We start from the raw sequence: 15521 nt of genomic DNA on the forward strand, positions 1-15521 counted from the left end.
TTATGCCTATGCAAAAATGCACATTCTCAATAAAAACTAGGATGCTGGTTATATTTCGGTTCTGTCAAAGGCAAGGTGATGTTGTGTTCCTCAAAGTACGGCAGTAAATGTGAACGAAATTTTTGAAAGGCCTCTTCGGGTGAGCTAGCAAAACAGTAGAAATCAATATCGGGTAATTCATCTCCATCAAATCTCAATTGATTTGTTTCATTTTCATATATATTGTCCGAAGTTCTGTCTACCTGCACACGATAAAAATCCTCGTCATCTTCAACATATGCAGCTGCAAAATAATAATGATTCTCATTATTTATTTCTTCTTCCAATGGATCTAGCAATGTCTCTACGATATAGCGTTCAGTATTTTTTGCGTTCTTAAAAAAATGGTTTAAATATCTTTCAGCCTTGTTACGAGTTGAAAATACAGCTTCGACTGCCGTACTATTTCTCACATTCCTTTCAGTGGTTACGACCGTGTATAGTTTTTTAGGTTCCATAATTTTATCATGTGGTTTATAAAGTTCTCCATATTAGATCGGAGAACCTCAATCTACGTAATTTTCTTTTCAGAATAAAATAGGGGGTAGGTTATGCTATATTTCTTAACACTTTTTCGTTCTGCTATTTACACGATGTCAGTAGGTGTAAGTTATTCATATGTAGGTTGATATTCCGAAACCGTAATTTCTAAAACTTTACTCGAGTTCAAGATGTGTAAAACTATTTTACATTTTATTTTGTAATATTTTATTTTCACTTTATATTGTAGTTGATTTTGAGAAGAAAATATTAAGCCAATTATCTAAATACCTTTTTATGAGCTGCATTTGCATCGTTATAGAAAGGAATAAAGAGTTAACCTTATCACTCCTAAAAGTCAAAAATTATTTATTGTATCAATGATTAACACGATTTAATCCTTTATGGGTTTCATTTATAGTCGATTGTGTTGATTTTTTTTATCAATAGTTGCAGAATACTGTAGCTAAATTCATTTACTATAAACGATTTTACAATATAAACCGAGCTAGATTGATTAAATAATTACGAAACCTTGTATATAGTTACACTTCCGTCCTAAATAAATTTTAGGCGCGTGTTTCCCTTGAAACAGTATCTATTTTTAGATAATTTCAATTTTGACCCTATTTTTTAGTCTGAGAATATCTGTAGCTGTCCATTTTTACCCTTAACTGGTGGCCTGATAAAAGGATCATCTATCCATTGCCATATATTTATTTTCACGAATATATTCATCCTGATAAACCCGACCAAGTTAGACAGATTCCAATCGTATTTAGCCTTCTTCTGAAGGTATTTGAGCAGTAATATTCCAATCAACGAAGTCCATATTTGGATCATGACCGCATTTTCAGAAGTACCCACAAAAGATGATATTTTTAAGCGTTGCTTCAGATGCTTGAAGAAAATCTCGATCTGCCATCGCTGTTTATAAATGTTAGCTACTAGTGATGCCTTCCATTGGATATTATTTGTCAGAAAGTGGTACTGGTTGTCTGTGCTGCTGTCCCAAAAGTGAATCAAGCGTAATGGTTTAGAGTTGTATCTATCTGCTGATGGACCAGAAAGCTCAATGATCTCATCTTTAATGATTCCCTTTTCAAGGAGTGCTTCACTCTGGTATGACTTGATAACGTTGTACTTCATGTTAGTTTTACTCCTGGTAACAAAATAACAACCTCTGCTGTCCAAATCCCCGAGCCAGTTGTAATCCACATAACCTCTATCCACCACTACAACGCTTCCTTTGGAAAAACTATAGCTACCCGCACGCTGGCTTTCATGAACTTTCCCGTCTGTAATCTGCATGAAAACAGGAAGACATCCATCATAATCCAGCACAGTGTGCAGTTTTACAGCACCTTTGGTGCTTCTAAATTTAGCCCAGTCAAATACAGATAAACATAAAGGGATGATACTGGCATCCATCAGATAAACCTTGCGCTTTAATTGCGTTAGATCTTTGCGCAAATGGGTATCCTTTTGCCATAGCTTATCTAATAGCGAAAAGTACAGATCTTTAAAGAGTTCATGGGTGCGGTGCTTGTTGATATAGGAAATATTGGACTTGCTGGGTGCTCTACCAACACCTAAATGGTTCAAATTACCAGTCGTACTACGTAAGCCATTACTGATATCACGAACTGAATCTGCAGAAGAAAAATGGCAAAACAACATGCTAGCAAGATGCGTCCAGCTGTTGATCCCTTTACAATGTTTGTCACTCTTGTGCTTAGCAACCAAAACCTTGAATAATTCGCGGTCGATAAGTGATAAAATCTGACTAAAAACGTTTAAATTTACCATGGCGGTGTGTTAAAATTTGACGATTTAAATATAGCAACTTTGCTATAGCAAAACACCGCCACTTTTTTCAACGTTTAGGACGCTACTGATATAGTTATTATTAATTTAATGTTGCTTAAAAAATTTACAACCAATTATTAAACATTTAAAATGAATATTTTTAAAAAGAAATTAGAGAGCAAAAGCAAGCCGTCGTTGCCAATTGATCCCATCGATTTATATCAGTCCTTGTACCATAAGGAAGGTTATGCATATTTGCGTGGTATCCAAGAGGAAGTTCTTAAATCTTGGCATCTTCGACGAAACGATAAGGAGGTTTTATGCAAAATGAACACTGGTTCAGGCAAGACTTTAGTCAGTTTGTTGATGCTATATTCTAAATTAGTAGAGGGGGTAGGGACTGTAGTATATACTTGTCCTGATAAATATCTGCTAGAACAGGCTAAAAAGCAAGCTAATCTATATGGCATTCCTGTGTGTGAAATAGAGTCTGGAAATCAATTTCCTGCTGATTTTCTTAATTGTAAAAGCATATTACTTTGTAATTTTCATAAGATATTTAATGCTAAATCTATATTCACACGAGATAATATAGAAATAGGAGCAATAGTTATTGATGATGCACATACATGCGTGGATATAGCGCGACAAAATACAACATTAAATATATCAAGTACTCATACAATATTTGATAGATTAATTCTGTTATTTCAAGATGAATTAAAAAGGCAGGCCCCTGGTTCATATAGAAGTTTATTAGATGGAGATCCATATGCAAAAATACTAAAGGTACCATACTGGTCTTGGCTGGATAGAAAGGATGAAATTTTGGATATTCTTAGTGAATTTTCTGATGATGATGAGCTGAAGTTTAAATGGCAAATGATTTGCGATACTTTAGATACATACGATTGTTATATAGGGCCAAAGGGAATTCAAATATCACCTTCAATAGTTCCATATGAAAGCATAAGGTCATTTTCTGAAGCAAAATTTAAGTATATTCTATCTGCTACTTTTGAGGATCAAGTTGATTTAATAAAAGATTTTGGAATAGCAGAAACTAGTGTTTTAAACGCAATTATACCAAGAAATAGGAAAGATGAAGGTCAGAGACTAATTTTAGCTCCTAAACGTTTTGACCCCAAAATAGAGGATAGTGATTTGAGAGTGTTAGTTAAGGAGTTTGCAGAAAATGAAATTAATGTTGTTGTATTAGTACCTTCAGAGGATAAGGCAAAAGTTTGGTATAAACTTGGGGCACAAAATCTTAATAGTGATGGCAATATTTCTGATAATATTGATAAATTAAAATATTCAAAGGGAGGATTATATATTCTTGTTAATAGATATGATGGCGTTGATTTACACGGTGATATGTGTCGATTGTTGATTATGGATGGCTATCCAAGATTCACTTCATATAATGACCTATACAAAGAAATCAGAGTAGACACCATACAAGCCTCATTAAAATCACAAATCATCGAACAGGGTTTGGGAAGAGCAGTTAGGTCTGGTAGTGACTATTGTGCAGTTATCTTAATGGGAAATGATCTAGTGCAATTTTTAGGAAATAAGTTTAATTATGGATATTTTTCACCCGTAACAAGGAAACAAATAGAAAGTGGCCTTACTATTCTAGATGATGTAGAGGATAAAACAGATTCTTTAAATACAATAAAAGAAACTATTTCATTTTGCCTAAAACAAGACGAAAATTGGAGAGAATTTCATAAAACAATCTTGGATGAAGTTCAAGATGATGAATTAGGTGAAAATAAGAAAAAGGATTTACATATCGCTCAAATAGAAAAAGAAGCCTTAAATGAATTCAAACTTCGTAGATACAATAATTCTTGTGATATAATTGCGGTTAAAATTATAAATAATAAGGATTTAGATTTAAACCTAAAGCATAAAGCATGGTATTATGAATATGCTGGAAAAATGATATATCAACTCGATAAAGTTAAAGCCAATGATCTGCAAATTAAATCAACTATGGCGCCTCATATGCTTACACCTAGAAATGGTGAAAATTATAGTAGACTTAATAAAAATGAAGGACAGTCCTCAATGATCCTAAATTACATAAACCAATTTAATAAATCACAAGATCTGAAAATTCATCTTCATAATATTATTGATGATTTAACTTTTAGCCAAGATGTTAAGGCTTCAAAATTCGAAACGGCTCTTAAATTAACAGGAAAACTCCTAGGATTTGATGCTCATCAGCCTGAAAATGAATTTGGTAATGGCCCAGATGTGTTGTGGATTATGAGTGAGAATCACTATCTAATTCTCGAAGCTAAATCAATGGCAATTCATAAAGAAATAACAAGAGATAATATTGGTCAATTATTACAATCAGGTGAGTGGTTTAAAAAGCATTATGGAAATACGACACATCATACGTTAGTCACTTTGCAAGCACCCGATACTAAAGGATGGAATGTTAACCCTAGTGAAAATACAAGAGTCATTGATAATGAAGCATTGTTAAACTTAAAAAAGGATATTGAACAGTTTTATAATGCAATCATTTCTAAGGGAATTGGAGCAATAAATAAAGAGGAAATTGGGAGATTAATTAATGCACACCGTTTATCGGCAGACAATATTAGGAACAATTATTTGAAAGCTATAAAGGTAAATCAAAAAAAATAATACTTTCAATCTACTCTAAGATTAAAAATAGTTAATAAAAGAGGGTGTCATTAATGAAGTGCACCCCAAAAGTTGGATTAAAATAGAAATACAATCAATAATTTGGAGTTGAAGTGATCGGTTTTTTGTGAATTGACATTAATTAGCGAAGGTGTAAATTTAACTGTCGAACATTTGAATAGAATAACTAAATTTAAATAAGCGCATGGAGCAAGACCGATGAACTGTTGGTAGAAAATACCGTGTGACACGTTTTGTCCCCATGCGCTTTAACATCTCAAAACTGGATAGTTCGGTAGGCAAAAAGCCTGTGTATACGACGATAGTATCTGAGGTGTTGATTTGTTTTATCTAATCATAAGGTTATGAAATTTATTGGAATTGACATTGCAAAAAACCCATTCGTTGTTGCCTACCCTGGATTAACTGGATTCAAAACAACAGAATTCACCAATGATGCAAAAGGTGTCAAAAAATTTATTTCCTCTTTCTCCCATTCGGAATACCATTGCGTAATGGAGGCCACTGGGAACTACAGCACTCTTCTTCTTTACATGCTTTGCAACAAGGAAGTCGCCACCAGTTTGATCAATCCTAAACAAACCAAGCATTTTGCAAGAATGATGATGGCTACTATTAAGACCGATCAGGTGGATGCAAAGTTGATTGCGTTGTATGGAGAAAATATGAAACCTGAAATTTACAAAATACCTTCAGAAGAGATTATTGTCCTAAAGCAAAAAAGGGTTGTGCTGAGACAATTAAAGAAGCAATTGATTGCATTGAAAGTAACCGCCCGGTTTAGCGCATCTTGACAAATCTTCTATATCTTTTATTTTTGCTGTCATATCACAATCACAAAGAATATGGAACAAAAAAGAAGACATTCATCACGCCAGTTGGTTCATCGTAATCCATCAGAGATCTACGGTATATTGCAGGATTTTGAGGAGCAAAAGGGTAAGATGACTACCAGTGAATTTTGTAACAGCCGCGGTGTGGCCTCAGGCAGCTTTTATGCTTGGCGTAAAGATTAAGCGCAGCATGGTAAATATTCTAAAAGTTTAAAGTTCGTAGAAATCAAGCCAGTAGAGCCCGCATTGATAAACAATGCTGAAGCTGTCCAGCAGCCGGTATCCTCCATTTTTGCAAGCGTACGTTTAGGCGGTTTTGAATTGGATATCCATAGGCAGGTTGATGCAGAGTATTTACGTAGATTACTCATCGGATAAGCCAAGCATATACCTATTTGGAGAGACTTTGGCACATGGTTAACAGAAAATATCGTGCACTTAAATAAAAAAAGTGCCATTTACAGAGTCTTTGCTTATACAATGGCTCGGTTCAACCGTTTTGCCGTATATTTGAACTGCCAGAAATTGAATATTGACAATAATCCCATTGAGTCATCTATCAGAGGAATTGCATTAGGTCGTAAGAATTTTTTGTTCTGTGGGTCACATCAGGCTGCACAGCGTAGCGCCATGTTGTACTCTTTTATCGCCACATGCAAACTGCACCAGATAAACTTAATGGATTGGCTCACCGATATCATCGGTCGTATCTCCAATACTACCCAAAATCAGTTAAACCAATTGTTACCACATAATTGGATGAAATATCAAAAAATTCAAGAAATAAATCCGTTTAGAGAAATAATCGAAATCGGAGCTTAAGTTGTATTAAACAGAGTATTCACTCACTCGAAGGCATTAAGCATGCGGTAAAGCGGAGAATTACGATTTTTCAAAGCAAATAGAAAATGTTAAAGAGCTTATTTCAAGAAGTTTTTTGGAAGATGATTATAAAGTGGGTTATCTTCAAATATTTGAAAACAAGCTTAAGCTAATAGGAATTTAATTTTTGAACATTTATAATTATTACTCATTACGGTTTCTCTTATGTTTTTTAAGGTTTTTCTAAGTATATTTAAACACGATATTCAATATAGTAATCGACGATAATATTGAATTATATTAACCTACAGTATCATATTAAAAATGGCTAAAAAAGTCCAAACAAAAAGTACCGAAGAAATCCTATGGGATTCAGCAAATAAATTAAGAGGTTCTGTAGAACCTTCCGAATATAAGCACATAGTATTAAGTTTAATCTTCTTGAAATTTGCCAACGATAAATTCTTAAAACGCAGAGAACAACTGATTGCAGAAAACAAAGAAGCCTTCTTAGAAATTCCAGAGTTCTATCAGGCAGAAAACGTTTTCTATTTACCTGAGGAATCTCGTTGGACGTACATTATCGAAAATGCGAAACAAGAAGACATTACTCTAAAAGTAGATTCTGCTTTAAAAACCATTGAACGTACCAATAAATCTTTGGAAGGCGCATTGCCTGACAATTATTTTTCTCGTTTGGGACTGGATCAGTCTAAGTTCTCCGCTTTGTTGGATACGATTAACAATATCGACACCCTGAAAGACGAATCACAGGATATTGTGGGGCGTGTGTACGAATATTTCTTGAGCAAGTTTGCCATTGCCGAAGGGAAAGGAAAAGGAGAATTCTACACGCCGAAAAGCATCGTAAACTTAATTGCGGAAATGATTGAACCTTACAAAGGGAAAATCTATGACCCTTCTTGTGGTTCAGGTGGTATGTTTGTGCAATCGTTGAAGTTTATTGAAAAACATCAAGGAAACAAAAAAGACATTTCCATTTACGGACAAGAATTGACCAATACCACGTTTAAACTGGCAAAGATGAACCTGGCTATTCGTGGAATTTCTGCCAATTTAGGAAACAAAGCGGCTGATACTTTTGGCGACGATCAACATAAAGATCTGAAAGCGGATTACATTATGGCAAATCCACCGTTTAATTTAAAAGATTGGCGTGCGGAGAACGAATTAACCGACGATCCACGTTGGGCAGGTTACGAAGTTCCTCCAAAATCGAATGCGAATTATGCATGGATTTTGACAATGATTTCCAAGCTATCTCAAAATGGTGTTGCCGGATTTATTTTGGCAAATGGAGCATTGAGCGGTGGTGGCGAAGAATATAAAATTCGTAAGCAGATTATTGAAAACGATTTGGTAGAAGCAATAGTTATTTTGCCAAGAGCCATGTTTTACTCTACAGATATTTCGGTGACGCTTTGGATTCTGAACCGCAATAAAAACGAAAGAACCTTTGAAGTAAACGATGGTGTTAAAAAGTACCGAAACCGAAAATGCGAAGTTTTGTTTATGGATCTGCGTCAGAAAGGGGAACCGTTTGAAAAGAAGTTTATCCAGTTTGACGATGAAGAGATTACAACGATCGCTGCTCATTATCACAATTGGCAACAGAATAATTGGGAAGAAACTTATCAAAACGTTCCTGAATATTCTTACAGCGCTAGTTTAGATGAAATCCGTAAAAAAGATTATTCGTTAGTACCGAGTAAATATATCGAATTTGTAAACCGTGATGAAAATCTGGATTATGATGAGCAAATGCAAAGTTTGCAGACTGATTTGAAAGATTTGTTTAAGCAGGAAAGCCAGTTGAAAAAAGAAGTTTCCGATGTTTTTAAAACCTTGGGTTATGAGTTATAAAATTCTTGGAGATTATATTCAGCAGGTTAATTTCAGAAATAAAGATTTAGAAGTTGAAACTTTATTAGGCGTTAGTAATACGAAGAAAATGATTCCATCTATTGCAAATACGATTGGAACAGATATGTCAACTTATAAAATAATTGAAAAACGACAATTTGCTTACGGAACAATAACCTCAAGAAACGGAGATCGATTATCCGTTGCTATCTCGGATAAGCACGAAAAAGCTTTAGTTTCTCAGATTTATATTGTTTTTGAAGTAATTGACGATACTAAATTATTACCGGAATATCTGATGATGTGGTTTTCCCGTCCCGAATTTGACCGATATGCTCGTTTTCATTCACACGGAAGTACTCGAGAAGCGTTTGACTGGGCTGATATGTGTGAAGTTGAATTGCCAGTTCCTTTCATCGAAGAACAGCAACAAATTGTTGCACAATACCAAAGCATAACGAAAAAAATAAAAGTCAACGAGCAGATTTGTGAAAAGTTGGAAGCTACTGCGCAGGCTTTGTATAAACATTGGTTTGTAGATTTTGAATTTCCTGCTGTCACATCGAGCGGAGTCGAGATGCCGTATAAATCTTCCGGCGGTAAAATGGTTTGGAATGAAGAGCTTGGGAAGGAAATTCCGGAGGGCTGGGAAGTGAAGAATTTAGGCGAAATATGTGAAAAAATAGCTAGTGGTTCAACACCTTCCGGAGGAAAAGAAAACTATAAAAGAGAAGGGATTTCTTTAGTAAGAAGTATGAATGTGTATGATTTGGATTTTATTTATGACGATTTGGCATTTATTGATGAAACACAAGCAAAAAAACTTGCAAATGTTATTATAAAAGAAAATGATGTGTTAATTAATATTACAGGAGTATCTGTTGCGAGGTGTACTATAGTACCTTCAGATATTTTACCCGCTCGAGTTAATCAACACGTAATGATTATTAGGTCTAAAGAAAATTTTAGGTTAAACTATTACATGCTATTTAATTTAGTTAGTCATGAGTCAAAGAATCAATTGTTAGGAGTTAGTCAGTCTGGCTCTACAAGGGAAGCAATAACAAAATCTGATATTGAAGGTTTTTTAATTTTGTTACCAGATTTAAAATTAATTGATTTATTTAATTCAACTGTGAAAATTACTATTGAATTTATAAATAAAATTAGAAACCAAAACCAAAAACTCACTCAACTGCAATCATTGTTGTTGGCGCGGTTGGCGGTTGGGGAGGAAGTGAGTGCTTAAATAAAAAACTAAAACATATAACTATAAAAAACTACATATGGCTAAAATTTTACTTCCTGAATTAAGATTATCCTATTTTAATAAAGTAGGTGTAAAAAATACTGTTGAACAGATTATTGTAGAGAAAGCTTATGTAGATTATTTTTTTCAAAATAGCAACAGAGGTTATGTTGTTGTTTTAGTTGATGGAACTCCAATTTGTATTACATCTAACAAAGATTTTGAATCGCCTAATTTTGAATTCATAATTCTTTCCAATAAAAAGCCAACAGATCAAACTTTAGAGATTGAAGGAGAAATTGTGTTGAAGAGATGGCTAAAGCATCCCTCAAAAAGAGAATACTCTAATACAGAAATTATAAACTCATGGACAAGGAATTTCAATTTTTTAGAGGAAGATTTAGATGCTAATATAAATGGTTTACGAGAACCTCAAATTGCAGCGCTTTATTCAATTTTAAGTCATTTAAAAGTCTCTGATGAAATTGGAACTATTGTGATGCCAACTGGTACAGGAAAGACTGAAACAATGTTGTCTACCTTGGTTGCAGGTAAGTTAAATAAAATTATAATAACCGTTCCCTCAGATGCATTAAGAACTCAGATTTCAAATAAGTTTTTAAAATTGGGTCTATTAAAACAATTTGGAATTATCAACCCAAGTGTTATTAATCCTAAAGTTGGAATTATTTATCAAAGTTTTCAAAGCGAGGAAGATTTAATTGAATTTATCGAAAAGTCAAATGTTATTGTGACAACAATGAATATTTTGTCAAATTTTCAATCAAGTGTATTAGAGACTCTAAATTCTTCTGTTTCAAATATCCTAATTGATGAAGCACATCATGTTGAAGCAAATTCTTGGAAGCGTGTTAGAAAAGCTTTTGATAATAAGAAAATTTTACAATTTACCGCAACCCCTTTTCGTAATGACCAAAAGCGTATAGAAGGAAAAGTGATTTTTAATTTTAGTTTAAAAAAGGCGCAAGAACAGGGGTATTTTAAGCCAATTAATTTCCTGGCAATTAGAGAATATGATTTAAAAAAGGGAGATAAATTAATAGCAGAAAAGGCTGTTAATAAACTCCGTGAAGATTTAGAAATTGGTTTTAATCATATTCTAATGGCTAGATGTGTGAATACTGTTAGAGCCGAAGAGATTTTTAAATACTACCAAGAATACGAGGATTTAAATCCGGTCTTAATTTATTCGACTATTACTGGTAAAAATGAGATTCTGAAAAGAATTGTTAATGGTGAACATAAAATTATTGTAGCTGTAAATATGCTAGGAGAGGGGTTTGACTTACCACAATTAAAGATAGCGGCATTTCACGATATTAGAAAAAGCTTACCTATTACATTACAATTTGCTGGAAGATTTACGCGAACATCTTTAGACAATGATCTTGGTAATGCTACTTTTATAGCGAATTTGGCAGATTCTGAAACGGAAAATGAACTAAGTGAATTATATGCTCAAGATTCTGATTGGAATACTTTACTATCGACGTTAAGTTCGGAACAAATTGATGAACAAATAAATTTTGATGAATTTATCAATGGATTTCAACATTTAGATAATTCAAAGATTCCTTTTCAGAATATAAGATTTGCGTTAAGTACAGTCGTTTATAGAAATTTAAATCAAGACAATTCTTTTGATTTATTGAATTTTAGAAAAGGCTTTAAAAGATATGAAGAACTAGAATATAAATTCGATGATTATAATCCTAATGAGAATACGGTGGTTATTATTACAGCTTCTAAATCTGAAGTTGAGTGGGTGAACTATAAAGAAGTCTTTGGTTTAGATTGGAGATTAACAGTGCTATATTATAATGAAGAACATGATCTTCTATTTATTCATAGTTCGGATAAATCTAGCTTGTATAATGAATTAGCCAATTCTGTTTTGTATGATAAAGCCGAATTAATTAATAAACTTTTGGTTTATAGAAGTTTTTATGATGTAAATCGTGTTTCATTACAAAATGTAGGACTGAAGGAATTCTTAAATAGAAAGATACGGTTTACAATGAGAGTTGGTACAGATATTCAAGATGCACTTTCATTAGCTGAGCAACAAAGAGGTGAAAAAGCATTTGTTTTTGGTTCAGGATATGAAGAGGGAGAAAAAATCACCTTAGGATGTTCTTATAAAGGAAGAATATGGAGTTATTTAAGGAATGATTTAAAAGGTTTTATTGATTGGTGTGGTAACTTAGGGAAAAAGTTGATTGATGAAAGCATAGATGCAAATCAAGTTTTACGTGATACTTTAATTCCAGAGATAATTTCTGAAATGCCTAGGATATATCCAACTCATATTGATTGGGATAATAATTTTTATGATTTTCCTGAGTCAAAGATTGAAATTAATATAAATGGAGTTTTTAATTCAGCTTATTGTTCCGTTTCTATTATTAATGAAAATGATAATGGAATTGTTGAATTTGAAATAATAACACCCAATGGTTCAGCTAGATTTAAAAAAGAATTGTTTATTGATACTGATATCCAAGGAAATCAATTCCCCAATTTTAGAATAACCAAATTAGATAATGTTCAATGTGAGATAAAAATTTCATCTAAGACTTTTGATATAGCTGAATATTTAAATTTATATCCACCAATTATATGGTTTGCTGATGGTTCTGCATTACAAGGAAATGAATATGTTCAACTTAAGCAAATAATACAACCTTATTCTATAGATATGTTACTTGCATGGAATTGGAATGATGTTGATTTAAGTAAAGAAGCTCAGGGAATTAATCCATTAAAAACTGATTCAATACAATATAAAGTTATTCAAGAGCTAAAACAAGGTGATTTTGACATCATTTACGATGATGATTATTCAGGGGAAATAGCCGATTTAATCACAATAAAAGAAAATGATAATGAAATTAATATTCAATTTTATCATCTTAAGTTTGCAAAAGATGGATTGGTAAATACTAGAGTTGACAATTTTTATGAAGTATGTGGTCAAGCTCAAAAATCAATTCATTGGAAGCATAAAAGCGGTTTAGAGTTTTTTCAACATTTATTGAGAAGAGAAGTTAAAACTCGAAATGGAGATGAAAGAAGTAGAATTGAAAAAGGAACAAAAGGAGATTTAGAAAGATTATTAGCCATTGCAAAAAACAGAAAGCCTATGAGTTTTGAAATTTTCATCGTACAACCAAGTTTATCAAAGCAAAGAACTTCTGAATCAATTTTAACTATATTAGGCGTAACAGCTAATTATTTAAAGGAAGTTGGGGATATTGATTTAAAAGTAATTGTAAATGAATAATATTATAAAACGAATCCAACTCCAAAGTTTGTTGCTTCTTTTGGTAACGTTGGAAGGATATACTATTGACTAATAAAAACTACTAGAGAACTTAAGATTATGATTAATTCGATACACATAAAAGCAGTAGCAACATACAATTCCAATGAAGGTGTTTCAATAAATGAATTAAAAAGAGTCAATTTCTTTTTTGGTTTTAATGGTTCAGGTAAGTCAACAATAGGCAAATACCTACATAACCTTAGCTTAGATACAAATAGTCAAAATTCAGACTTCAATCAATGTTCACATGTAGGATATGATGAGATTCAGCATCAGATTTTAACCTTTAACGAAGATTTTATTGAAGAAAATTTTGTGAGTAATAGTGACCTAAAAGGGGTGTTTTCTTTAAATCAATCAAATGCAATAATAGATCAACAGATTAAAGATGAAGAAGATAATGTTGAAAATTTTAAAAATCAGATTGATAAGTATAAAGCTAAGATAAAAGCAGTTGATACCAATAGGGAGGAAAAACAAACGAATTTAGTAAGTCATTGTTGGAATCAACGAAAAACGTTTGACAGTTTTACAAAGGTTAGATTAGCTCATTCTGGTAGCAGTTCTAATCATTCAAAAGAAGTAAAGCGCATATTGCAAAATCCATTAGGTACAATTCCTACAATTGCCACCCTCACAGGAAGTTATCAAAGCTTATGTGAAAAGGAACTTAAAGAAATTCAAATAAGTGTTGATGCTAAGGTATATTTGGAGTTACGTAAGTTAGAAGAAAAGATTAATAGCCTTTTACGAGAAGTAATTGTTGGAAATGAAGATGTTAATATTTCCGGATTAATTCAAACACTTAATTCAAGAAATTGGGTCGAGCAAGGATTAGATTATATTGAATCTTCAGGTAGTACTTGTCCTTTCTGTCAGCAAGAGACCATTGATGTAGAATTAAGAGAACAGTTTTCTAAGTTTTTTGATGAAACTTATAAAGAAAAAATAGCTGAATTAGAAGTATTGAAATCTTCATATAGAGAGAAGGCGTATATTTTTATTTCCAATATCTCTCAAATGCAAAATGAGTTTAATCCTCAAAATAAAGTATCAAATCTTGTGATAACCTTATCATCATTATTTGACGATAATGTAGGTGTAATAAAATATAAAATAGTCCATTCGAACGAGAAAAAATCAATTGTCAGCTTGACCACAAAAAAAGCAGATTTGTCTGAAATTATAAAACTGATAAAAGGTAATAACCAACTATTTTATGATTTAGATGCTAATAAAGAAACTTTGCTTGAAGACATATGGAAGTATATAGCTAATAATTGTCAAAATGAAATTGATCTTTTTACAAGGAGAGAAGTTAAATATGATAATATTAAACAGTTATCCAATCAATTGAAAACTTATAATGATGGTAAAATTACAGCAGCAAAGCAAAATATTGAAACCCTAAGAAACCAAACAGCAGATACAAAAGAAGCGGTCGATTATATCAATGATTTACTGAAAAATGCAGGCTTCGAAGGTTTTGAAATTGCAGAAAAAGATAAGGTAAATAATATTTCTAGATACTATTTGAAGCGTCCTAAAACACAGGACAATAAATCAATATTTGAAACACTTAGCGAAGGCGAAAAGAATTTTATTTCGTTTCTATATTTCTATAGGTTGTGTTTAGGAACTGATAACCTTCAAAATAATAGTAATAAAAAGAAAATAATTGTCATTGATGACCCTATTTCCAGTTTAGACAGTCAGGCTCTTTTTATTATTACCACTTTAATTAGAGACTTAATCCAAAGAAAAGGTAATAGTAATAAACCTGATAAACAGTTATTTTTGAATCAAAATATTAATCAGGTATTTATCTTAACTCACAATTTCTATTTTTATAAAGAAGTATCATTTGAAAAAAGATTGATTTGCACAAACTACTATCATTTTAATATCAAAAAGGTCGAAAACAGTACATTAATCAGTGGGCAATATGATAGGATTATCAAAGACGACTATTCTTTGCTTTGGTCTAGTTTAAAAGAGATTAAAGATAATCTTCAAAATGTAAATGCTAATAATATCTTTATTTCAAATACAATGAGAAGAATAATTGAAAGCTATGTAAATTTTATTGGTTTGGGAACTGATGTATGGTCAGTACTTTTAAATGAAGATAAAAATTTGCCAACATACTACATTAAATGTGCTTTTATTTCTACAATAAATGATGAAAGCCATAAAGTATCAACTCTTGATGGTATATATTATCAAAAAATAATAAATGAGCAACCTCAAGTATTATTTGATGTGTTTCTATCCATATTTAAAACCATAGGTAAAAATCACTATGAATTGATGATGAGCGAAGAAATTCCGAATAATAATATACCGAAGCTTCAATAAACTAAAC

General features: G+C 32.3%; 10 protein-coding genes. 8 read left to right on the top strand and 2 right to left on the bottom strand.

From position 1 onward, the window contains the following. Positions 1-26: 26 nt before the first annotated feature. Together KO02_RS09650 and KO02_RS09655 are read right to left on the bottom strand one after the other, a co-directional pair. Positions 27-497: a hypothetical protein gene (locus KO02_RS09650; protein ID WP_038697869.1), complete on the bottom strand. Its 471-nt coding sequence runs from the start codon at positions 495-497 to the stop codon at positions 27-29. Positions 498-1152: 655 nt separating this feature from the next. Beyond that, positions 1153-2328 (bottom strand): IS4 family transposase, encoded by a 1176-nt coding sequence (locus tag KO02_RS09655; RefSeq protein WP_038694773.1) that lies wholly within the window; start codon positions 2326-2328, stop codon positions 1153-1155. 150 nt (positions 2329-2478) lie between these two features. Here KO02_RS09655 and KO02_RS09660 point away from each other — a divergent pair, with 150 nt between their 5' ends. The 8 genes from KO02_RS09660 to KO02_RS09690 all read left to right on the top strand — a co-directional run bounded on the left by KO02_RS09660 (position 2479) and on the right by KO02_RS09690 (position 15514). Continuing rightward, positions 2479-5001 carry a DEAD/DEAH box helicase gene (locus KO02_RS09660; protein WP_038697871.1) on the top strand — a complete coding sequence of 841 codons (2523 nt, stop codon included), beginning with the start codon at positions 2479-2481 and terminating at the stop codon, positions 4999-5001. A gap of 365 nt (positions 5002-5366) precedes the next feature. After that, the gene (locus tag KO02_RS09665) at positions 5367-5816 is read left to right on the top strand and encodes an IS110 family transposase (RefSeq protein ID WP_051959845.1); all 450 of its coding nucleotides are present in this window, start codon (positions 5367-5369) and stop codon (positions 5814-5816) included. A gap of 51 nt (positions 5817-5867) precedes the next feature. Further along, the gene (locus KO02_RS23765; protein WP_158500279.1) at positions 5868-6038 is read left to right on the top strand and encodes a hypothetical protein; all 171 of its coding nucleotides are present in this window, start codon (positions 5868-5870) and stop codon (positions 6036-6038) included. 249 nt (positions 6039-6287) lie between these two features. After that, the gene (locus KO02_RS22735) at positions 6288-6677 is read left to right on the top strand and encodes an IS66 family transposase (protein ID WP_081918343.1); all 390 of its coding nucleotides are present in this window, start codon (positions 6288-6290) and stop codon (positions 6675-6677) included. Between the two features lie 324 nt (positions 6678-7001). Then, positions 7002-8561, top strand: coding sequence for a type I restriction-modification system subunit M (locus KO02_RS09675; protein ID WP_038697873.1), 1560 nt, complete (start codon positions 7002-7004; stop codon positions 8559-8561). Further along, the gene (locus tag KO02_RS23265) at positions 8551-9810 is read left to right on the top strand and encodes a restriction endonuclease subunit S (protein ID WP_144243295.1); all 1260 of its coding nucleotides are present in this window, start codon (positions 8551-8553) and stop codon (positions 9808-9810) included. The genes KO02_RS09675 and KO02_RS23265 overlap by 11 nt, the downstream gene beginning before the upstream one ends. Positions 9811-9847: 37 nt before the next feature. Beyond that, on the top strand, positions 9848-13114 hold the full coding sequence (locus tag KO02_RS09685; protein WP_038697875.1) for a DEAD/DEAH box helicase: 3267 nt from the start codon (positions 9848-9850) through the stop codon (positions 13112-13114). Between the two features lie 99 nt (positions 13115-13213). Further along, positions 13214-15514: an AAA family ATPase gene (locus KO02_RS09690; RefSeq protein WP_038697877.1), complete on the top strand. Its 2301-nt coding sequence runs from the start codon at positions 13214-13216 to the stop codon at positions 15512-15514. The last annotated feature ends 7 nt before the right edge of the window (positions 15515-15521 follow it).

This window comes from Sphingobacterium sp. ML3W (genome assembly GCF_000747525.1).
Taxonomy (GTDB): domain Bacteria; phylum Bacteroidota; class Bacteroidia; order Sphingobacteriales; family Sphingobacteriaceae; genus Sphingobacterium.